This window comes from Limnoglobus sp. (assembly GCF_059499385.1).
In genome coordinates this window covers 14,595-34,785 of the sequence record NZ_JCABYM010000157.1, presented here as the reverse complement: position 1 = coordinate 34,785, position 20,191 = coordinate 14,595, and the positions used below count along the sequence as shown (strand labels likewise).

Sequence of the window (20,191 nt, the reverse complement as noted above, 5' to 3'; positions counted from 1 at the left end):
CTTTCTGGAGGCGTCGGGGCGATGGAAGACCAGATCATTCCTTGTCCGCATTGCCGGGCCGAACTGTCCGTGCCGCCCGATCTGATGGGCGGCGACGTGCAGTGTCCGACGTGCGAGAAGGAGTTCGCCGCCCGGCTGCCGAGGCAACGCCCGTCGTCCCGCGACGCCGAGCCGCCGCCGCGAAAGCGGAGCCTCGATGATGACGACGACCGGCCGCGCCGGGGGCGGCGGTATGAGGCCGACGAAGACGAGCGGCCCCGGCGCGGCCGACGGCGGGACGACGATGACGAGGACGACGACGAACCGCGGGGCCGACGACGCCGGGACGCTGAGGAGGACGAGGAGGAGCGGCCGCGGCGGAAGAAAAAGAAGGGGGCTGCGGCCAAGAAGAACTTCTCGGAACGGCTGCTGCATGGCGAAACGAAGGTCTTGCTCTTCCTAAAGATCGCCGTCGGGTTGGCGGTGTGCGGGCTGATGTACTACGCCGTCTCGCAACTGGGCAAGCCGCGGAACGTCATCGCGGACAGCCAGTGGCGGGAGTACGAAATCCCGAACACCCTCAAGATCGACCTGCCCGGCCACCCCGACGAGCAGCAGATGTCCGTCGGGCCGGGGTTCTCGATGAAAATGTACTCGGTCATGTTCGCGAAGGACGCGGTGTTCGGGATCGGCGTGTCGGACGGCAAGCTGCCGCCGGAACGCGCCCGGCTGCCGGTCGAGGAACTCCTCAACGACGCCTGCGACGGGTCGGCCCGCAACCTGGAGGCGATGGGCGGGAAGGAGGTCCGCCGCAAGTCGATCACCTACGGTGAGTACCCCGGCAAGGAGCTGGTCGTGGACGTTCGCGCCGGCGGCGGGCAGATGGTGTCCCGGTGCTACCTCGTGAACGGGCGGATGATCATTATTCTGGCCGGCGGCCGCGGGTTCAACGCGACGCACCCGAACGTGAAGCGGATGTTCGACTCGCTGCGGCTCGACCCGGCGTTCGCGGTCCCGCCGCTCAAGGGGTGAGCCGCCCGACCCGCGACCGCATCAAGTGATCGACGAGAACGAGGGCCATCATCGCCTCGCCCATCGGCACGAACCGCGGCAGCAGGCACGGGTCGTGGCGGCCGCGCACCAGAATCTCTGTGGGTTCGCCCGCCCGCGTGACCGTCTTTTGACTCCGCGGGATACTGCTGGTCGGCTTGATCGCGACGCGGCAGACGATCGGCATCCCGGACGAGATGCCGCCGAGCATCCCGCCGTGGCGATTCGTGTCCGTGTGAATCGGGTTCGGGGAGAACAGGTCGTTGTTCTCGCTGCCGCGCATCTTCGCGACGGCGAACCCGGCCCCGTACTCGAACCCTAACACGGCGGGCAGCGACAACAATGCCTTCCCCAAGTCCGCCTTGAGTTTATCGAAGACGGGTTCGCCCAATCCCGGCGGCACACCGACAGCGACCAGTTCGCACGCCCCGCCGATGCTGTCACGGTCCTTCCGCACCGCGTCGATCAGTGCCTCCATCTCGGCAGCAACAGCAGGAATCGGGCATCGCGTCGGCGACGCTTCCACCTGCTCCAGCGTCACGGCCGTCGGGTCCGCCACGTTCGCGACCACGTCGCCGACCTGACTCACGTACCCCAGCACGCGAATGCCTTCGAGGGCGAGCAGTTTCTTCGCCACGGCCCCGGCCGCGACGCGGCAGATCGTCTCGCGGGCGGAACTCCGGCCGCCGCCGCGGTAGTCGCGGAACCCGTACTTCGCGTCGAACGTGTAGTCCGCGTGGCCGGGCCGGTACTTGTCCTTGATGTCGCCGTAGTCCCCGCTCCGCTGGTCGCCGTTGCGGAACGAGATGCCGATGGGCGTGCCGTCCGTCTTCCCCTCGAACACGCCGGACCAGATTTCCGGCAGGTCGGCCTCGTCCCGCTGCGTCGTTAACTTCGACTGGCCCGGCTTGCGGCGGGCCAGGTCCGGGAGCAAGTCCTCGACGGAGAGGTCCAGCCCGGCCGGGCAGCCGTCGATGATGCAGAGGTAGCCGAGGCCGTGCGAGACGCCGGCGGTCGTGACGCGGAAGAGTTTGCCGAAGGTGTTGCCTGCCATGTTGCGGATTATACCGACCGGCCGCGAGGCACGTCCGCCCGCCGGGGAAAAGAAGTCGCCCGGCGGCCGCGCCCGTCGTGCGCGACGCGACGATGGTGTAGATTGAAGGGACACGCCTTCCGCCGGAGCCGACCATGCGAACCCTGTGGGCCGTAACGATTTTGCTGACCGTCCCCGCCGTCGGGTCGAGCCAGTTGATCGAGCTAAAGGTTCCGCCGCGGTACGGGATCAACATCAATACGCGGACGTTCACCCAGCAGACGCCGCAGGAAACGCTCGCGTCCACGATCAAGGCGATCGAGGACGCCCGGTTCGACGTGCTGGTCGCGCACCTGATCGAAGAGAAAGTCACGGAAGCGAAGGCGGCCGAGAACGCCCGGCTGTTGGAGAACCAGGTCGAGGACGACCTGCGGCAGCTCCGCGAGCGGCAGCGGGCCAACCCGGTCGGCGTTAAGGCCGAAGAGAAGCTCCCCTACGAGCCGGCCGCGTTCGCGGAGTTCGTGAAGGCCGAGGCAAAGGTCCGCGGGTTCCGCGCCGCCATCGAGGACGTTCGCAAGAAGTTCGTCGCCGATTCGAGCATCGTCAAGGAAATGAAACGGTACCTCCGAGACGGCACGTTCAACGTCACCGGCGACAACGCCGCCGTCACCCTCCGCGACGTGAAGGGGAAGGCGGTCTACTTCACGAAGGTCAACGGCCGGTGGTTCGTCGAGGACAAGCAGGACGAGCCGGCGAAGGTCGAGAAGAAGTGACGTGCCTATCATGACGGCATGATCGACCTGCGAAGCGACACCGTCACGAAGCCGACGCCCGGCATGTTGGCGGCCATGAACGCCGCCCCCGTCGGCGACGACGTGTACGGCGAAGACCCCACGGTCAACCAACTTGAGGAACACGTCGCCGCGTACTTCGGCCACGCGGCGGCCGTCTTCTTCCCGACCGGCACGATGGCGAACCAGGTCGCCGTCCGCGTCCACTGCGAGCCGGGCGACGAAATCCTTACCGAATCGACGAGCCACATCGTCCTGTGGGAAGCCGGCGGCGCGGCCGTCCACGCCGGCGTGACCATCCGGCCCATCGACGGCGAGTGGGGCTTGCTCAGACCCGAACACCTCGACGGCAAGGTCCGGCCCGGAGACATGCACAGCGTCCGTACGCGGCAGGTGTCGCTGGAGAACACGCATAACCGCGGCGGTGGTACGGTCTATTCACTCGAAACGGTCGCGGCGATTTCTACCTGGGCGAGGTCGCACGGCCTCGCCATGCACCTCGACGGGGCGCGCATCTGGAACGCGATCGTCGCGTCCGGCGTGCCGGGTCGCGAGTGGGGACGCCACTTCGACACGATCATGGTCGCGTTCAGCAAGGGCCTCGGCGCGCCGGTCGGCTCGGCCCTCGTCGGCAGCAAGCCGCACATGGAGAAGGCCCGGCGGCTGCGGAAGCTGTTCGGCGGCGCGATGCGGCAGGTCGGCTACCTCGCGGCCGCGTGCCGGTACGGGATGGACCGGCAGCTCGACCGCCTCGCCAACGACCACGCGAACGCGAAGCTGCTCGGCGAGGCGGTCGCCAGCGTCGCCGGGTTCACTCTAAAGCCGCCGAAGGTGGAGACGAACCTCGTCTGGTTCGAGGTCGATTCCCGGCACGGGTCGGCCCAGGCGGTCGTTGCAAAGCTCCGCGAGCAAGGCGTCCGCGTGTCGGCGCTCGACGGGCAGACGGTCCGCATGTGTACGCACCTGGACGTGAGCCGCGAACAGTGCGAGCAGGCGGCCGCCGCGATCCAGCAATTGAAATGAGCGACTTCTATGCCCCCGCTTCCCCGTCCGCCGCGAACGACCACCCGCACCCGGCACATTCGGTGTCCTCATCGGCCATCGGCTTCCCGCAACTCAGACAGGTCAGCGAATCGTCCTTCGCGGGTTCCTGGACCACGCCAAGCAGCCGCGGGTTCTGTTCGAGGAACGCGAGTGCCCGAACCGCGTCGGCCTCCGCGACCATCAGCTTCACGCCGCCGACCGCGTTGCCGAGGAACCAGTCGGCCAGGACGATGTTGTCGTCCGCGATGTACGCGGCAATCCCTTGCTCGCCGAGCGCCCACTTCGCCGTCTCGGCCGGCATCACGGTCCAGTACGTGGCCAACGTGACCAGGGAGTCTGCCATCGCGACACCTCGAAGGGTTGGAAGAACCCGCGGACCCCGCCGTTCGCCGATATTCCCGTGTTCGGCCACTAACGGACAACTAAACTAAGAGTATTCGCACGCTCCTCGTGGAAGGACTCGAATATGGCGTTCCGTTACCTGGCTCTCGCGTTCGTAGTCGCCGCCCCGCTGACCCGTGCCGCCGACGGCCCGGACGCGAAGCTCGCGGCCACGGCCAGCGCGATCTTCAAGAACATCCGCACCGAGACGCTACCGAACGGCCTGCGGGTCTACCTGCTGCCGATCCCCACGTCGCCGGTCGTGACCACGATGGTCGCGTACAAGGTCGGCGCGGGCGACGAGGACAAGGACCAGACCGGGCTGTCGCACTACCTCGAACACCTGCTCTTCAAGGGCACGGACAAGCTGAACCCCGGCGACGTGGACCGGGCGACGCAGCGGAACGGCGGGGCGAACAACGCCTACACCAGCGAGGACATGACCGTCTACCACTTCGACTTCGCGGCCGACCGGTGGAAGATCGCGCTGGACATCGAGGCCGACCGGATGCGGAACACCCGGATCGACACCCGCCACGAGTTCGAGCAGGAAAAGGGGGCCGTCATTTCGGAACTGAAGGGCGGCGAGGACCGGCCGTGGGACCTCGAGTACAAGGCGATCCTCCCCCTGCTCTTCCCGAAGATGAACCCGTATTCGCACCCGGTCATCGGCGAGGAGGCGCACGTCCGCAACGCGACGGCGGAAATCATCACCCGGTACTACGACAAGTGGTACCACCCGAACAACGCCGCAATCATCGTCGTCGGCGGGTTCGACGCCGACGACGCGCTCAAGACGATCAAGGACAAATTCGGCGCGACCCCGAAGGGGGAGTTGCCGCCGCGGAAGGAGGCCCCGCAGTTCCCGCCGCGGAAGGAGACGGTCCGCAAGGAGTTCGAGTCGAAGTTCGACGTGCCGCGGATGATGATGGGGTTCAACACCGTCGCCGTCGGCAGCGAGGAGGATTACGTCCTGGACATGGCCAGCCTCGTGCTGTCGTCCGGCAAGACCTCGCGGCTGTACCGCAAGCTGGTGGAAGGCGAGCGCGTCGCCGGCGAGGTGGACACGAGCAACAACGCCGGCCGCTACCCCGGCTGGTTCGGCGTGGACGTGGAAGCCCTCCAGGGCAAGGACCGCAAGAAGATCGAGCAACTCGTCTTCGCCGAGCTGAAGAAACTCGCGACGGAGCCGGTGACCGCGGCGGAACTGGCCCGCGCCCGGCGGTCGCTGCTCGCGTCCAACGTGTTCGGCAAAGAGAGCGTCCACGGGCTGGCGAACCAGATCGCGCGGGCGGTGACGCACTCGGACCTGAACTACCTCACGACGTACCTCGACAAGGCGCTGGCTGTTACGCCCGCCGACATCCAGCGAGTTGCGGCGAAGCTGCTGAAGGAAGAGTCGGCCGTCATCGTCTGGTCCGTCCCGCCGGAGGGCGAGAAGAAGGGGTCGGCCCGGCCGACGAAGTCACGGTCCGTCGCCGCCCGCACGCTTCAACGCGCCGAAACCACCGGGGCCGGCGGGTTCTCGCTGGCAAGTGCCAAGCGGGTCGAACTCGACAACGGCATCAAGTTGCTGCTGCTCGAAAACCGCCGACTGCCCATCGTCGTCGCCCGCGCCTCCGTCGCGGACGTGCGGCTCCTCGAACCGGCCGAGAAGTCCGGCGCCGCGGCCCTCGTCGGCGACATGCTCGAAGAGGGAACGACAAAGCACAAGGGCACGGAAATCGCAACGCTGATGGAGGACACTGGCGGCTCCCTCTCGATGGGGTCAAGCGGCGGGTCGCTGAAGGTTCTCACGACCGACACCGACCTGGGCCTCGGCCTGCTGTTCGAGTGTCTGACCCAGCCGACGTTCCCGCAGGAGGAGTTCGAGGCGAAGCGGGAGCAGCTCGTCGCGGCCATCGCCGACTCGGAGACGCAGCCGAACACGAAGGCGCGGCTCGCGTTCAGCGCCGCCGTCTACGGCCAACACCCGTTCGGCCGGCCGGCCAGCGGCAAGAAGGAGATCGTCGCGAAACTGACGCCGGATGACTGCAAGGCGTTCCACAAGAGCGTATTCCTGCCGAACCGCACGACGGTCGTGATCGTCGGCGACTTCGACACGAACGAGATGATCGAGAAGGTCAAGAAGCTGACCGCCGACTGGAAGAAAGGGGACGCGGCGAAGCCGACGCTGCCCGCCCCGCCGACCCGGGAGAAGGCCGAGGAGAAGATCATCAGCGACCCGACGGCGGCCCAGACGCACGTGTTCATCGGCCACCTGGGCATCAAGCGGAACGACCCGGACTACTACAAGCTGCTCGTCATGGACAACGTCCTCGGCACGGGGCCGGGGTTCACCGACCGCCTGTCCGCCAACCTCCGCGACCGCCAGGGGCTGGCGTACACCGTCCGGGCGATGATTACCGACTCCGCCGGCGATCAGGTCGGGGCGTTCACGGGGTACATCGGGACGTTCCCGGACAAGTTCACCTGGGTCCGCGAGGGGTTCCTTAAGGAATTCAACCGGATTCGGGACGAACTACCCGGCAAGGACGAGGTGGAGGATGCTAAGAAATACTTGCTGGGCAGCCTCGCGTTTCGGCTGACGACGAACGACCAGGTGGCCGGGGAGCTGCTCGCCGTCGAGCGGTACGGCCTCGGATTTGACGTGCTAGAGAAGTACCGGGCGACCGTCACCGCGGTCACCCCGGAGGACGTGCAGGCGGTGGCGAAGAAGCACCTCCACCCGGACAAGGTCGTCGTCGTGGCCTGCGGGCCGATCGACGGCGAGGGGAAGCCACTCAAAAAGAAAGGCCCGGACAAGAAGGGCGATCAATAACATGCGGCAAGACATCGACAGCGCCATGAAGGGTTGGGAGCACAAGCCGAACGTGCTGCAGGCGCGGGTCATCAACGCCCGCGACGGCCGGGAGGTGTTGCAGATGCGGCTCGACCTCGGCATCCTCCAGATGGAAATGACCGACCGGCCGGACGGGACCCGGCCGCACAGCTTCGGCACGTACTACGAGTACCTGAAGTCGAAGGCGCTCGCCGCGGAGCTGGCCGGGAAGAAGTTCACCATCAACGAGACGCAGGCGCAAGAGGCGGACCGCGAGTTCATGCAGTTCTATCAGCGGCGGATTTGCTGGCTGGCGCTCGGCGAGTACGGCCGGGCGGTGACGGACGCGGACCACACGCTGGCGTTCATGGACTTCGTCCGCGACCACTCGCCGTCGGACGCCTACACGGAGGCGCACGAGCAGTACCGCGGGTTCGTCCTGTTCCACCGGGCGCAGGCGGAGGCCGCGGGGTTGGCCGAGGACGAGGACCCGGAAGGGGCGGTCAACGCGCTGCGCCGCGGGGCCGAGAAGATCCGCGACTTCCTCGCCGCGAGCGGCGAGGAGGCGGACGCGGACGCCGACCCGATGCTGGCGCAACTGACGCAACTGGAGGAGGAAATCCGCCAGCGGCACGGCGTCCGACAGACGCTGGAGGAGCAACTCGCGCAGGCCGTCGCCCAGGAGGACTACGAGACGGCCGCGCGGCTGCGGGACACGATCCGCCGCAAGGGCGAGCAGCGAACCGAACCCACGGGCGGGGCGTAACACCCCTGGGCCGACCCCCGTTTCGACCGGATGCCGACCATGAATTCGACGCTGAAGACCGCCCTGCCGATCGTCCTGGTCGTGGTCATGGTGTTCGGGCTGACGTTCATGTCGCAGTTCACCGCCCCGACGAAGCCGCGGGAGGAGGCCGAGGCCGTCGAGGACCTGCCGGTGCTGGTGATCGGCAACACCGAGCGGACGTACAACCCGTCCCACCCGGACGCGGTCAACCGCGTCTTCCAGAGCTACTTCGAGATCGGGACGGAAGGGAAGGACAACCGCGTCGGGTTCTTCGTCCGGAACGTCCGGCCCGCCGGCGTCTCCCTGACCGCGCTCGCGCCGAGCTGCACGACCTGCACGTCGATCCGCGGCACGGTACTACCCCCCGACGTGTTCCGGGCGTACCTCCAAGAGGCCGCCGCCGGGTCGCTCTTCGGCCCGACGCAGACCGGCAACCTGTTCGCCGCCCTCGGCTGGGTCCACCTCCGCGACAAGTTGACCTGGCACGAGTTCGAGTTCAACAACCCCCGCAACCGGCTCGAACTCCCCGCCGCCCCCGACGGCGGCGAGACGTGGGCGCTGTTGGAACTCGGGTTCAAGATGGCGGCCGTCGGCCCGCCGGCCCCGAAGTGGGCGTGGTTCGACGCCTACGACGCGAAGGGGACGAAGCTCACCCCCAAGCCGTTCGAGTTCTCCGTGAACTGCGGCGCGCGGGAGGCCATGGAACTCACGCAGTACGAGTACACGCTCCCGGACCTGTCCGAGGGCACGCCGACGCAGACGATCGAGGTCGCGTGCGTCTCCGCCATCCGCGACGCCCTCCCGCCGGCGGTGCTCAGGGCGAACAACAACGACCCCTACGTCAAGATCGGCGACCCGCAGCCGCTGACGGCGGACGCGCTGGAGGCGTACTCGCGGGCCAAGACGCCGCCGCCCCAGCAGGGCGCGCCCCCGCCGCCGGCCGTCAACTTCCGGTGCGGCTACCGGTACACGGTCACCGTCGCGCGGGAGGCGAACGGCAAGCCGATGGACATGGGCGAGTTCTCGAAAGAGTTGTTCGTCAGCGGCGGCCCCGGCGTCGTCCTCCAGAAGCCGTACACCGTCCGGCTGCACGGCACGGTACTCGGGTTCATCCGGCTCGACGGCAACCAGTCGAAGATCGACTTCGGCTCCTACGCGGGGGACTTCGTTCAGAAGAAGGAAGTCCGACTCTGGACCGAGCGGCCGGGCGTCGAGTTGGAGGTGCTGACGGAGCAGACGCACCCGAACTTCCTGAAGCCGACCCTCGGCCCGCCGTCCGCGGTGGCCGGGCGGACGTACTGGACGATGACCGTGCAAATCCCGGCGAAGGAAGGCAAGCAGCCGCCGTGGGACGGCATCGTCTACCTCCGCACGAAGGGGCCGAACCCGGTGACGGTGAAGGTCCCCGTCTCCGGCCACGGCCGCTGACCCGCCGCCCCTCCGCTGACCTTTACGCCCGCCGCCCCGTTCGGGTAACTTGACCGCCTTCCAGGAGGGGTGACCGACCATGACCGCAACGAGTCCCGCCATCGCCCGTTGGTCCCTCCCGCTCGCTACAGTTCTCGTGACACTCGCCGGGTGCGCGATGCCCGAGGACAAGCCGAAGGCCGCCACCGCCGGCGAGCCGACGGTCGGTGGCGTCCCGCTGTTCGCGACGTGGCCGAAGGACGCGAAGCCGGAAGTCGCCATCGTGCTGACCGGCCAGACCTACGGCTACCTGTCGCCGTGCGGGTGCAGCCGGCCGCAGAAGGGCGGCCTCGAGCGGCGGGCGAACTTCATCAAGCTCATCCGCGAGAAGGGCTGGCCGGTCGTGGCCCTCGACCTCGGCGACCTCGCCCCGCCGAAGAAGGTCCAGGAGCAGGACCACCTCAAGTACGAGTACACGATGAAGGCCCTGGCCGAGATGGGCTATTCCGCCGTCGGCCTCGGCGTGCAGGACTTCGACCAGCAGCTCTGGCACTTGCTCTCCAAGTACACGCTCCAGAAGCCGAACGAGCCGCCGATCATCCTGGCCGCGAACCTGGGCGGCAAGGACGGCGGGGCCGTCGTCCCGCGGGAGAAGCTGTTCGACGTGCCCGGCAAGCGGCCGATGGTCGAGGCTTACGATGTCGTCCACGAAGACCGCAAGGCGGCGAGGCCGCGGCCGCACCTGCCGGTCGGCGTCGTCGGCGTCCTCGGCCCGACCGTCGCGGAGAAGGTGGCCCAGATCGACAAGTCGTTCGTCGTCGCGAAGGCGGACGACACGCTTCCCGGCGTCGTCGCGGCGCTGAAGGCCGAGGCGAAGAAGCCGGTCATCAACGTGCTTCTCTACGCCGGGAGCAAGGACGACACGGAGAAGCTCGCCCAGCAATACCCCGACTTCAACGTGATCCTCTGCCAGAGCGAGGAGTCCGAACCGCCGCAATTCCCGACCGTCGCGAACAACGGCAAGACGTTCGTGATCCAGGTCGGGCACAAGGGCCAGAACCTCGGCGTCGTCGGCGTCTTCAAGGCCGGCAACGGGTACGAGTTGAAGTACCAGCTCGTCCCGCTCGGCGAGGAGTTCCTGACGCCGAAGGGCGAGGAGGCGGCGAAGGCGAACGCGACGCTTCAATTGTTGGAACAGTACACGGCGAAGGTGAAGAAGGAGAACCTGCTGGCGAAGTACGTCGAGAAGCCGATCCCGCACGAGGCGCAGATCGAGCACGACGCGGCGAACCTGTCGTTCGTCGGGTCGGACAAGTGCACGGCCTGCCACCCGAACGAGTTCAAGGTCTGGGCCGAGAGCAAGCACGGCCACGCCCTCGACGCGCTGGAGAAGATCGCGGACCGGCCCGGCCTCCGGCAGTTCGACGGCGACTGCGTGCAGTGCCACACGGTCGGCTTCGGGTACAAGACCGGGTACACGAACGAGGCGGCCACGCCGCACCTGAAGCACGTCGGGTGCGAGAGCTGCCACGGCCCCGGCAGCGGGCACGTCGCGAACCCGGCCGACAAAGGGTTCCTGGCGTCGATGAGCAAGTGGAAGTCGGCCCCGACCGACAAGCTGCCGGCGAAGGACGTGCTGAAGAAGTTGGCCGAGACGAAGCCGGGCGAGGCCGCCGCGGTTCAGATCAAGCCGGCCGAACAGCGGCTGGTGACGGCTGTGTCCGCCCGGTGTATGAAGTGCCACGACCAGGAGAACGACCCGAAGTTCGACGTGTACAAGTACATGCCGAAGGTGTGGCACTCCGGGTTCAAGGCCCAGGCCGGCGGGCTGCCGCCGAACGCGAAGTAGTCACTTCAACTCGTAGACGTGAAACGATTCGTCTTCGTAAACGCGCCCGTACCGCGCGGCCGAAATCGGCTGTGCGGCGGGCGTGACCACGTGGGTGATGCCCTCGGCCCGTAGCCCTTCGACGGCCGCGGCCCAGTCCTTTTCGTCGTACCGCTTCTGCGCGAACTGCACCCGACGATACCACTCCAGCACCTCCGTGTCGGCGTAGGGGATCGACTTGAAATCGACGTAGATCGCCGCCCCGGTCGCGAGACGGAAGCGCTGCAGGTCCACGGGGATGAGGTTGCCGCTCGTCGGCCGCGGCGGCGAGGTGAAGGTTGTGGAGGCCGACCCCCTTGCCCCGCCGGACAGCTTGGGGATTCGCGTCGGAATAAGGTACACGTCGCCGGGCCGTTTCGTTCGATTGACGAAATCGAGGAGGCCGCGTTCCGCGCGTTCGTTCATCGAATAGCCGACGCCGCGGAACGGGAGCAGCAGACCCGCGACCACCGCGAGCAACACGACGACGCCGGCCAACGGCACCACGACATCCGCGGCGAAGTTTTCCTCGACCCACGCCGCGGCCCGCGCCATCAGGATGGCCGTCGCCACCGGGACGAGGGCCGCCGAAACGCGCCACGGGAACACGAGCATCAACAGGTGGGAATGCCCGAAGTACGCGGCGAGCGACAGCGCCACGCCGCCGAGCGCCGCGACGAGCATCACGCGGCCTAGTACGGTCCGCCGCACCGCCAATATCGCGAGGGCGACCCAGGCGAGTTGCAGCCCGTCGAGCGGGCCGAGCCACTTCGTCACGAGCGTGTGGTGCGGGATGCGAACCTCGACCAGCAGCCGCTGCGCCTCCGCAAACGTCGCGGCGTCGTGCGGCTGAAAGCGCACGAGGTTGAAGGCAACGATCGGTGCGATGCCGAGCGTCAAGAACGCGCCGAGGCGGACGGCGTCGCGCCGCGGGCTGGCGGCGAGGTAGCCCAGCCCGAGGAGCGCAGCCGGCAGCAGGTACGTGAAGTGGATGACGCAGGCGAGCAGAACGAACCCGACCGCCAGCCCGCGCCGGTCGTGGAGGAACGCGGCCAGCGATGCGACGAGGCTGACGCCGAAGACGCACGGCTGGAACCCGGCCCCAAGGACGTACTGGTTCGCCACGCCGCACTGGAAGTACCACGGATAGTCCGCGCCGAACGCGAGGACGGAGGCCCACCGGAAGAGGGCCGCGTGCGTCAGCAGGAGCGTCGCGAAGGCGGCGAGCCAGCCGGGGAACGTCCGCGGGCGGCGCGGCAGTTTCGCCACCAACGCGGCTAGCGCAATCACGTACCCGCCGAGAACGAGGGCATAAACGGCGGCCACGCCTTGCGGCCAGCCGATTCGGTAGAAGAGTTCCACCACGGCCGAGAAAAGCGGCGTCGGGTCGCGGGTGTTTGCCAGCCAGTCGGTCGCGAGGTGGCCGTGGCCGGCGTTCGCCCCCCCGTGCAGCAGGTACTGGTTCTGGTTCGAGAAGTAGAGCGGCGACTGCGTGTACGCCACGGCGAAGGCGGCCGCCGCGAGGAGCAAAAGGAGGGAGTTTCGCACCACACGCCCCGGAAAAAGCACGGCCGCCGAGGACCGTCCCCGGCGGCCTGCAACTCTGGGGAAGAGTTGGTGCAACCTCGGGACGACCCGTGTCGGCGGTCTTGCGCGGATTCTTTACTTTTTCAACTCGACGCCCAGTTCCTTCAGTTGCCGCGGCTCCACGACGGCCGGCGCGCCGGTCATCAGGTCGCGGGCCTTCTGGTTCTTCGGGAACGCGATCACGTCGCGGATGTTCGTCGTCCCGGCCAGGATCATGCACCACCGGTCCAGCCCGAGCGCGATCCCGCCGTGCGGCGGCGCGCCGCTCTGCAGCGCGTCCAGGAGGAACCCGAACCGGGCCTTCGCGTCCTCCGGCGGCATGCCGAGCATCTTGAACACGGTCGCCTGCACGTCCGGGCGGTGAATCCGGATCGAGCCGCCGCCGACCTCGTACCCGTTCAGCACCATGTCGTAAGCCTTCGCCCGCGCCGTGCCGGGGCTGGATTCCAGCGTCGCCACGTCCTCGTCCATCGGCGCGGTGAACGGGTGGTGGATGGCCACCCACCGCTTCTCCTCGTCGTCGAACGCGAACATCGGGAAGTCGAGCACCCAGAGCATCTTGAAGTGCTCCGGCTTCACCACGAACGGCGTCGGCGCTCGCTTCTCCTTCTTCGCCGCCTTCTCCTCGGCCGCGTCGTACTCGGCCTTCTCGTCCCACCAGTTCTTGTACAACTTCAGGTCCACGGCGAGCTGGCCCCGCAGCGCGCCGAGCGCGTCGCACACGACCGCCTCCTTGTCCGCGACGAACAGCAGCACGTCCCCGGCCGCGACGCCCATCCGCTCCTTCAACTTCGCCTTCACCGCGTCCGGGAAGAACTTCTCGATGCTGCCGGTGAGCTTGTCCCCCTCGCACTTCATCCACGCGAGACCCTTGGCCTTGAACTGGGTGACGAACGCGGACAGCTTGCCGCCCGGCTTCAGGTCGGTGTTACTGAACTTGTCGGCCGCTACCTTCGCGTTCAGTCCGCGGACCACGCCGCCGGCCGCGATCACGTCCTTGAACACTTTGAACTCGCTCTCGCCGGCAATGTCGGAAACGTCAACGATCTCCATGCCGAACCGTAGGTCCGGCTTGTCGCTCCCGTACTTGAGCATCACGTCCTTGTAGCTCATCCGCGGCAGCGGGAGTTGAATCTTCACGCCGAGGCACTTCTCGAACAGGTCCGCGGCCAGCCCCTCCATCACGCTCAGCACGTCGTCCCGCTCGACGAACGACATCTCCACGTCGAGTTGCGTGAACTCCGGCTGCCGGTCGGCCCGCAGGTCCTCGTCCCGTAGGCAGCGGGCGATCTGGAAATACCGGTCGTACCCGGAGATCATGAGCAGTTGCTTGTACAACTGCGGCGACTGCGGGAGGGCGAAGAACTCGCCGTTGAACACACGACTCGGCACGAGGTAATCCCGCGCCCCCTCCGGCGTGCTCTTGCCGAGCAGCGGCGTTTCGAGTTCGAGGAACCCGTTCGCGTCCATGTAATCGCGGATGATCTTGCAGACGCGGTGGCGGAGCATCAGGACGTGCTGGATCGACCGCCGCCGCAGGTCGAGGTAGCGGTATTGGAGCCGCAAGTCTTCGTTCGCCAGTTCCTCGTCCGGGAACTCGGTCACGCTGAACGGCAGCGGTGGGCAGGCGTTCAGAACCCGCACGGCCTTCGCTTCCAGTTCGACTTGTCCGGTCGGGATGTCCGCGCGCTCCTTCCCCGCGATCCGCTTGCGGACGACGCCGGTGACGGACAGCACGTACTCGCGGCCGACCTTGTTCGCCTCCGCGAACAGCGCCGGGTCCGCGTCCTCGACGACGACTTGCGTGAGGCCGTACCGGTCGCGGAGGTCCACGAACACCTGATTCGGGAAGTTCCGGGTGATGAGGACCCACCCGTTCAGGGTGACGGTCTGCCCGAGGTGTGCTTCCCGAAGTTCGCCACAGGTGTGGGTCCGCTGCCACTCGGCCATTGCAATCGACCTCTGAAAACGGGGAAAAAACCGCGAAGGGCATTATACGGAGGCCGGGATTTCGCGAACGGTTCGCCCGGAAATGCAGAAAGCCCACGGATCGACCCGTGGGCTTTCGAGAGGGTGAACTGTTATTACGCGTCCCGCTTCGAGTCCGCGAGGCGGCGGATGCGTTCGGCGAGCAGCGCCACGTCGAACGGCTTCTTGAACACCTCGTTGAACCCGTACTCGTTGAGCTTCTCGGGGGCCGCCTCGTCCTCGCCGGCGAGGCCGATGATGAGGGTCGTCGAGTAGGCGTCGTTCTTCCGCAGGTTCGACGCGATTTGCATCGACTCGCTGCGGCCGAGGCCGAGGTCGATGATGATCGTGTCCGGGTGGAAGCTCTGGGCGAGCGTCCCGGCCTCGAACCCGCTCTGGGCCAGCTCGTACTTGAAGTCGTCCACCTCCGGGAGGAGTTCCTTCATACGGTCGTTGAACAGCTTCTCCGTGCCGATGAGCAGCACCTTGTGCCACTCTTCCTCCTCGAGCTCCCCGAGCGGCATGCCGTGTTCCTTGAGGAACCGGATGAGCTGCTCGCGGGGGATGCGGCGGTCCTGGCTGCCGGGGATGCGATACCCCTTCAGCCGGCCGCTGTCGAACCACTTGGAGACGGTCCGGGGGGCCACTTTGCAGATTTTGGCAACCTGACCCGTGGTGAACACCTTTTTCATCGGGGGCACTCCATTTTCATCGCACTCACGGCTGGCCACCCCGGTTAGGGGCGGCGGCAAGCCCGAGGGGGCGGGACGACATCGCGGCGAGGGCGGGTCGCCCGGCGGGGGCATCCATTCGCGTCTTCGCGGAGCGGTAGGCCGCGTCATCGGGGCGGTCGGGAATCACCGCGGTGACACAACTGCGTCATTTTCATCGGCAGACGCGCTCCGCGAAGATTAACCTGGGTTGGCGAACTTCCTCAGGTTGGCGAACCTGGCGAACTCGGTAAACCCGCCGTCGTCCCGGTAGGCATTGCGGCCGTCGTACCGACCCATTCCGGCACGACCTCGGCCAACCGCGGAACTACTAGAAGCAATCGACACGGTGTGACTGGACTGAGAGGTAATTGTGCCGGGCGGGGGGCAGTTCGCGGCGGCGGCCGGTCGGCGGGTGCCGGTTGGTCCGGTTGTGACGCGCGGCCGCAGCATTCTACGCGCCGCGAGTGGTCGCGAACGGGTGTCGCGGGCGAATGTGCGGCGTAGCCGTGGGGATCAGATCGAACGGTCGGAGAGCTTCTTCCAGAACACGACCTTGTCGTCGCCGTCACGATAAAAGTCCGGGATTTGAGCCGAAATCGCGTACCCTCGCCGCAGGTAGAACTGGCGCGTCGGCTCGTAGTTCGGCAATGAACTGGTGTCGATGAGCAGCAGCCGACCCCCGCGGTCTCGCACGTCGGCCTCGGCGAAGTCGAGGAGTTGCTTCCCGAGGCCGCGGCGCTGTTCGCTCGCCGCCACGGCGATCCACCACACCTCCCACGTGTTGTCCGTCATCGCCACCGGCGCGTAGTAGACGAACCCCAAGGCGCGGCCCCCGTCCTCCGACGTGAACGCGACGTGCCCCTCGTCGCGGTTCGCCGCGTGGTAGTCGTCGAGGACTTCACGGAGCGCGACGATCTCGTGCGGCTTGAAGACGCCGGTGGCGTCGGCGAGCGGCACGAGGGCGTCGGTGTCGGCGGGGGTCGTGGGGCGGATCATGGCGGGTCCGGAAAACGAATCAGGCCGCCGGAACACCGGGCGGCCTGAGGAGGTTCGATCGAGAGGCCCCGGCCGGATTCGAACCGGCGGATAACGGTTTTGCAAACCGCTGCCTTACCACTTGGCTACGGGGCCGTGTTGACTTGGATGAATCGTATCGGTCGTACCGCGGAACGTCAACGAACCCGCCCGTTCCGCAGGTCTTATTTTATCGGCACACTTCGCCCGTAACTCCACCGGATTCGCCCGTCAGCCGCGGACTGACTGCTTCAAGTTCGCCGACAGCTCTTGGACCTGCCGGTGGCACTCGACGCGGGCCTTCGAGAACCCGTCGGCCGTCGGGTTCGGCGTCTTCAGGTAGTCGAGGACAACGGCCTCCGCCGTCGCGAGTTGTGGGCACGCCGCCGCCGTGCCGACCGCGAGCGCGTGCGGGATCACGGCCACGCCGTTGCGATCGCCGTGCAGCAGGTCGCCGGGGTTCACCCAGACTCCGCCGACTCGGACCGGCACGTTCAGCTCGACGATCTGACAGTACCCGTGCGAGCAGACCGTGCCGTTCGTGAAGCACGGGAACTCGAGGGCCTCAACCTGATCGAGGTCGCGGCCGGTCCCGCTGGTGACGAGGCCGACGCCGCCGAACGCCTGGTAGCTGGTACACATCACCTCGCCGAAAGTCGCGGCCACGGTCGGGTCGTCGAGGTCCTGGAAGACGATCACCTTCGGCCCCGGCAGGTCCGCGAGCAGCCGCACCTGCTTCTCCAGCCCGGCGTAGATGTCCCCGCCCCGCGGCTTCGCCCCGGCCCGGAACGTGGCCGTCACCGCGTACCCGACCATCGGCGGCAGTTGCGGGAACGCGGCCCGCACGCGGCCGTCCATGTACCCGGCCGTCCGCGGCATGTAGTCGAACAGTTCCATCACGTTGCAGATCGTCGGGGTGTCGAACCGGCGGAGGTTGGCAATCACTTCCGGGGCGTGGATCGTCCAGGACATGGGGGTTCCTTGTTTGTGGTATGCTCAGTTTAGAAACTTCGCGACGGCTCCGATTCCCCTCCACGTCGGGCGTGTGAAATGACGAAGAAAGGGCAGTCTGAATCGCACTTGGCAAAATCCGCGGGATGGGCAAAATAAGAGGGTCGGCCCGGACGTTCGGCGAGCCTCGGACGGAGTCAGGGAATGGACGAGCTTCGCGGTTTGTTGGAACTCATCGACGAGAACAAACTCGCGAAGGGCCGGCTGGCGGGCGTCTTTCACGTCCTGATCGGCCGTCGGGTGAGCAAGGCCGACGGTACGATGATCTCGACCGGGCTAACGTGGCGGCAACTCGCGAACATTCTCAAGGCCGCGAAGTTCGACAAGGAACTGGTCCAGGAACTCGGGGCCGACCCGGACGCGCTCGCCCCGCGGGACCGGGAGAAGATGTGGTACATGGCCATCGGGCTGGCGAAGGTCGATTCGATCGCGGCCACCGCGCAGGCGGACCAGCTCGTCCCCTTGCTCAAGCAGCTAGGGTACGTCGTCGGCCCGTCGCCGACGGCGGCGTCCGCGTCTCCCACGCCGCCGAAGAAAAAGAAGAAGTGACTCAGCCGATCGTCTCGTAGCGGTCCCATTCCAACCCGTCCGGCAACTCTCGGCTACCCGCACACTCCAGATGAATCAGCCGCCGGTGTCGGTCCGTGCCCGGCCGCGTGTGTCCGCTGGCGTGCAGCACGAGCGGCCGGATGAGCAGCACGTCCCCGGCGTCGCAGTGGAGCGTCACGGCGTCTTCCGTCAACTCGCCGCTCGTGCGGTGCGACCCCGGCACGACGCGGAGCGGGCCGTTGTCGTCCGTCATCGCGTCGAGGTGGATTCGCACCGTGAGCATCCGCGCGAGTAGCGATTCCGGCGCTTCGAGGTGCGGCACGCCGGCCTTCACCGTCGGCTTCGCGAACAGAGCGGACGGCCGATGTTCCTTCACGGCGATCGTGTAGTCGCGGTGCCACGGCAGCGCCCACGAGTGGCCGGGCGGCTTGTCGAAGTACAGCCCGCGAACAACGGCCGCGTCCGGGCCGAGAACGGCCCGCAGCTCGTCGGATATCCCGGTCAGGAGGGTCGGCACGTCCGGCCACAGGCGGAGGAGATTCCGCATCCCGTAGGCGGGGCCGGACGTGCCGGCGAGGACCGACGGGTCGTTCGGCTTCTCTCGAAGCACGTCTTCGAGTCGTCGGAGGACTTCCGACACGCGATCCGGCGCGAAGGCCCGGCGGACCCAGGCGTAGCCGTCGCGGTCGAGGTCGGCGAGCCACGTCATGCCGGCTTGTTCCGCAGGAAAAGGAAATAGACCACGCCGCCGACGACCGCGTAGCAGGTCCCGATCTGGGCCTCCGCCCGTTGTTCCGTGCCGATGAACATGTTCGCGAGGACGGCCGCCATCATCAGGATGTACAGGGCCGGCACGACCGGGTAGCCGGGGCAGCGGTAAGGCAGCGTCAGTGTCAGGTCACGCTGCGTCCGGCGGAGGACGAAGATCGCCGCCACGCCGAGCGTCTCGAACATGATCGCGCCGACGATGCAGTAGTCGGTCAGCACGTCGAAGATATTTTTGTCCTGCTTCAGCCAGCCGAAGTCCTTGCCCAACTGCACCGCGACGACGAGGATCATCGACCACCCGGAGAAGACGAGCATCGCCGCGGCCGGCGTCTGGAACCGGGCGTGCAACCGTCGTAGCCGGTTGGGGGCGAGGCCGTCGTCGCTCATCGCGTACAGCAGCCGCGGGGCGACCAGGATGTTCCCGTTCAGCGACCCGAGTACCGAGGTCATCAGCACGACCGAGCCGATCAGCACGCCGACAGGCCCCAACAACCGGTGGCAGAACTCGGTCGAGACCGGCGTGGTCTTCAGGTGCATCATCTCGTCGCGCGGGATGACGGTGTAGTACGCGACCTGCGCCCCGACGTAGAGGAAGATGAGCAACGCGATCCCGCCGAGCAGCGCGAGCGGGATGTTCCGCTGCGGCTCCTTCACCTCCTCCGCGATCGGCGTGATGTTCAGCCACCCGTGGTACGCCCACATGACGGCGACAATGGCCGTGGCGAACGCGGACAGGAACGCCCCCCACTCGATCCGCGCCGGGTCGGCCGGCCACGCCGGGGAAAAGTGCGCGGTCGTCGGCTGCGGAACCGTCGTCGGGGAGAACCAGAGGATCAGAACCGGCAACGCCATGATCGCGAGGATCGAGAGGACCTTGAGCGCCGTGAGGACCATCTGCAACCCGCCGCCGACGAGCGTGCCGCGGACGTTCACGAGCGTCAGCCCGGCGATGACGGCGAGCGTGACGAACACCTGGTCCCACCGGCCGAGGCCGCTGCCGATCCACGACGCGGCGGGGTACTGGTCGCGGGTGATGAGCAGCACGTTGTTGAGGGACTCGACGAACATGACCGCGAGGACGGCGATGGACGACGTGCGGATGATGCCGAAATCGACCCACCCCCACAGGAATCCGGCCCACCGCCCGTAGGCGTCGCGGAGGAAGGCGTAGTTCCCGCCGGCCTTCGGTAGTCGCGACGCGACCTCGGCGATCGTCAGCGCCCCCAGTAGCGCCAGCACCCCGCCCATGACCCAGACGGCGATGGCGACGCCGAACTCGGGGCAGAGTTCGGAGACCTTCTGCCCCTTCTTGAAGACGCCGGACCCGATGACCGTGCCGACGACGACGGCCGCCGCCATCCACGGGCCGATGACGCGGGGAAGTGATTGTTGATTCATTCGCGAAAGTTTAACCCCTCCAG

Annotated in this window: 17 protein-coding genes and 1 tRNA gene; 8 read left to right on the top strand and 10 right to left on the bottom strand. The window is 67.2% G+C overall.

Annotation, left to right across the window (positions count from 1 at the left end; translation table 11 throughout):
- Positions 1 to 21 precede the first annotated feature (21 nt).
- Entirely contained in the window at positions 22 to 1,011 is a 990-nt protein-coding gene (locus AC5JJ2_RS27285) for a hypothetical protein (protein WP_495861220.1), read from the top strand.
- Here the strand turns inward: AC5JJ2_RS27285 and aroC are convergent.
- Positions 1,001 to 2,083, bottom strand: coding sequence for a chorismate synthase (gene aroC, locus AC5JJ2_RS27280; RefSeq protein ID WP_495861219.1), 1,083 nt, complete (start codon positions 2,081 to 2,083; stop codon positions 1,001 to 1,003). The two genes, AC5JJ2_RS27285 and aroC, sit on opposite strands and share 11 nt — an antisense overlap.
- 134 nt (positions 2,084 to 2,217) lie before the next feature.
- Here aroC and AC5JJ2_RS27275 point away from each other — a divergent pair, with 134 nt between their 5' ends.
- Together AC5JJ2_RS27275 and AC5JJ2_RS27270 are read left to right on the top strand one after the other, a co-directional pair.
- A complete protein-coding gene (locus AC5JJ2_RS27275) occupies positions 2,218 to 2,835 on the top strand; it encodes a hypothetical protein (protein WP_495861218.1) in 618 nt (205 codons plus the stop codon).
- Between the two features lie 18 nt (positions 2,836 to 2,853).
- Positions 2,854 to 3,876 carry a threonine aldolase family protein gene (locus tag AC5JJ2_RS27270; RefSeq protein ID WP_495861217.1) on the top strand — a complete coding sequence of 341 codons (1,023 nt, stop codon included), beginning with the start codon at positions 2,854 to 2,856 and terminating at the stop codon, positions 3,874 to 3,876.
- 7 nt (positions 3,877 to 3,883) lie between these two features.
- On the opposite strand, the gene AC5JJ2_RS27265 is transcribed toward AC5JJ2_RS27270, so the two are convergent.
- Positions 3,884 to 4,240, bottom strand: a complete 357-nt coding sequence (locus AC5JJ2_RS27265) for a putative signal transducing protein (protein WP_495861216.1) — start codon at positions 4,238 to 4,240, stop codon at positions 3,884 to 3,886.
- Positions 4,241 to 4,363: 123 nt separating this feature from the next.
- Here AC5JJ2_RS27265 and AC5JJ2_RS27260 point away from each other — a divergent pair, with 123 nt between their 5' ends.
- From AC5JJ2_RS27260 to AC5JJ2_RS27245, 4 genes are all read left to right on the top strand, one after another.
- Complete coding sequence (locus tag AC5JJ2_RS27260) at positions 4,364 to 7,099, top strand: M16 family metallopeptidase (RefSeq protein WP_495861215.1); 2,736 nt, start codon at positions 4,364 to 4,366, stop codon at positions 7,097 to 7,099.
- 1 nt (position 7,100) lies between these two features.
- A complete protein-coding gene (locus AC5JJ2_RS27255) occupies positions 7,101 to 7,865 on the top strand; it encodes a UvrB/UvrC motif-containing protein (protein WP_495861214.1) in 765 nt (254 codons plus the stop codon).
- 39 nt (positions 7,866 to 7,904) lie between these two features.
- Positions 7,905 to 9,314: a hypothetical protein gene (locus tag AC5JJ2_RS27250; RefSeq protein ID WP_495861213.1), complete on the top strand. Its 1,410-nt coding sequence runs from the start codon at positions 7,905 to 7,907 to the stop codon at positions 9,312 to 9,314.
- Positions 9,315 to 9,393: 79 nt separating this feature from the next.
- A complete protein-coding gene (locus tag AC5JJ2_RS27245; RefSeq protein ID WP_495861212.1) occupies positions 9,394 to 11,142 on the top strand; it encodes a multiheme c-type cytochrome in 1,749 nt (582 codons plus the stop codon).
- Here AC5JJ2_RS27245 and AC5JJ2_RS27240 read toward each other — a convergent pair whose 3' ends face one another.
- From AC5JJ2_RS27240 to AC5JJ2_RS27215, 6 genes are all read right to left on the bottom strand, one after another.
- Positions 11,143 to 12,708 carry a DUF6798 domain-containing protein gene (locus AC5JJ2_RS27240; RefSeq protein ID WP_495861211.1) on the bottom strand — a complete coding sequence of 522 codons (1,566 nt, stop codon included), beginning with the start codon at positions 12,706 to 12,708 and terminating at the stop codon, positions 11,143 to 11,145.
- 114 nt (positions 12,709 to 12,822) lie between these two features.
- A complete protein-coding gene (gene aspS / locus AC5JJ2_RS27235) occupies positions 12,823 to 14,697 on the bottom strand; it encodes an aspartate--tRNA ligase (protein WP_495861210.1) in 1,875 nt (624 codons plus the stop codon).
- A gap of 134 nt (positions 14,698 to 14,831) precedes the next feature.
- On the bottom strand, positions 14,832 to 15,407 hold the full coding sequence (locus AC5JJ2_RS27230) for a response regulator (protein ID WP_495861209.1): 576 nt from the start codon (positions 15,405 to 15,407) through the stop codon (positions 14,832 to 14,834).
- A 534-nt stretch (positions 15,408 to 15,941) separates the two neighbouring features.
- Entirely contained in the window at positions 15,942 to 16,424 is a 483-nt protein-coding gene (locus AC5JJ2_RS27225) for a GNAT family N-acetyltransferase (protein WP_495861208.1), read from the bottom strand.
- A gap of 63 nt (positions 16,425 to 16,487) precedes the next feature.
- Positions 16,488 to 16,559: transfer RNA gene (locus tag AC5JJ2_RS27220), tRNA-Cys, on the bottom strand.
- Positions 16,560 to 16,673: 114 nt separating this feature from the next.
- Complete coding sequence (locus AC5JJ2_RS27215; protein WP_495861207.1) at positions 16,674 to 17,414, bottom strand: RraA family protein; 741 nt, start codon at positions 17,412 to 17,414, stop codon at positions 16,674 to 16,676.
- 183 nt (positions 17,415 to 17,597) lie between these two features.
- On the opposite strand from AC5JJ2_RS27215, the gene AC5JJ2_RS27210 reads away from it, so the two are divergent.
- Positions 17,598 to 18,002 carry a hypothetical protein gene (locus AC5JJ2_RS27210; protein ID WP_495861206.1) on the top strand — a complete coding sequence of 135 codons (405 nt, stop codon included), beginning with the start codon at positions 17,598 to 17,600 and terminating at the stop codon, positions 18,000 to 18,002.
- A 1-nt stretch (position 18,003) separates the two neighbouring features.
- On the opposite strand, the gene AC5JJ2_RS27205 is transcribed toward AC5JJ2_RS27210, so the two are convergent.
- Positions 18,004 to 18,711 carry a phytanoyl-CoA dioxygenase family protein gene (locus AC5JJ2_RS27205; RefSeq protein WP_495861205.1) on the bottom strand — a complete coding sequence of 236 codons (708 nt, stop codon included), beginning with the start codon at positions 18,709 to 18,711 and terminating at the stop codon, positions 18,004 to 18,006.
- Positions 18,708 to 20,168, bottom strand: coding sequence for an APC family permease (locus tag AC5JJ2_RS27200; protein ID WP_495861204.1), 1,461 nt, complete (start codon positions 20,166 to 20,168; stop codon positions 18,708 to 18,710). The genes AC5JJ2_RS27205 and AC5JJ2_RS27200 overlap by 4 nt, the downstream gene beginning before the upstream one ends.
- Positions 20,169 to 20,191: the final 23 nt, after the last annotated feature.

Excerpts from the sequence above, each read along its gene's own strand:
- AC5JJ2_RS27285 (WP_495861220.1), top strand. The coding sequence starts at position 22 with ATGGAAGACCAGATCATTCCTTGTCCGCATTGCCGGGCCGAACTGTCC.
- aroC (WP_495861219.1), bottom strand. The coding sequence starts at position 2,083 with ATGGCAGGCAACACCTTCGGCAAACTCTTCCGCGTCACGACCGCCGGC.
- AC5JJ2_RS27275 (WP_495861218.1), top strand. The coding sequence starts at position 2,218 with ATGCGAACCCTGTGGGCCGTAACGATTTTGCTGACCGTCCCCGCCGTC.
- AC5JJ2_RS27270 (WP_495861217.1), top strand. The coding sequence starts at position 2,854 with ATGATCGACCTGCGAAGCGACACCGTCACGAAGCCGACGCCCGGCATG.
- AC5JJ2_RS27265 (WP_495861216.1), bottom strand. The coding sequence starts at position 4,240 with ATGGCAGACTCCCTGGTCACGTTGGCCACGTACTGGACCGTGATGCCG.
- AC5JJ2_RS27260 (WP_495861215.1), top strand. The coding sequence starts at position 4,364 with ATGGCGTTCCGTTACCTGGCTCTCGCGTTCGTAGTCGCCGCCCCGCTG.
- AC5JJ2_RS27255 (WP_495861214.1), top strand. The coding sequence starts at position 7,101 with ATGCGGCAAGACATCGACAGCGCCATGAAGGGTTGGGAGCACAAGCCG.
- AC5JJ2_RS27250 (WP_495861213.1), top strand. The coding sequence starts at position 7,905 with ATGAATTCGACGCTGAAGACCGCCCTGCCGATCGTCCTGGTCGTGGTC.
- AC5JJ2_RS27245 (WP_495861212.1), top strand. The coding sequence starts at position 9,394 with ATGACCGCAACGAGTCCCGCCATCGCCCGTTGGTCCCTCCCGCTCGCT.
- aspS (WP_495861210.1), bottom strand. The coding sequence starts at position 14,697 with ATGGCCGAGTGGCAGCGGACCCACACCTGTGGCGAACTTCGGGAAGCA.
- AC5JJ2_RS27230 (WP_495861209.1), bottom strand. The coding sequence starts at position 15,407 with ATGAAAAAGGTGTTCACCACGGGTCAGGTTGCCAAAATCTGCAAAGTG.
- AC5JJ2_RS27225 (WP_495861208.1), bottom strand. The coding sequence starts at position 16,424 with ATGATCCGCCCCACGACCCCCGCCGACACCGACGCCCTCGTGCCGCTC.
- AC5JJ2_RS27215 (WP_495861207.1), bottom strand. The coding sequence starts at position 17,414 with ATGTCCTGGACGATCCACGCCCCGGAAGTGATTGCCAACCTCCGCCGG.
- AC5JJ2_RS27210 (WP_495861206.1), top strand. The coding sequence starts at position 17,598 with ATGGACGAGCTTCGCGGTTTGTTGGAACTCATCGACGAGAACAAACTC.
- AC5JJ2_RS27205 (WP_495861205.1), bottom strand. The coding sequence starts at position 18,711 with ATGACGTGGCTCGCCGACCTCGACCGCGACGGCTACGCCTGGGTCCGC.
- AC5JJ2_RS27200 (WP_495861204.1), bottom strand. The coding sequence starts at position 20,168 with ATGAATCAACAATCACTTCCCCGCGTCATCGGCCCGTGGATGGCGGCG.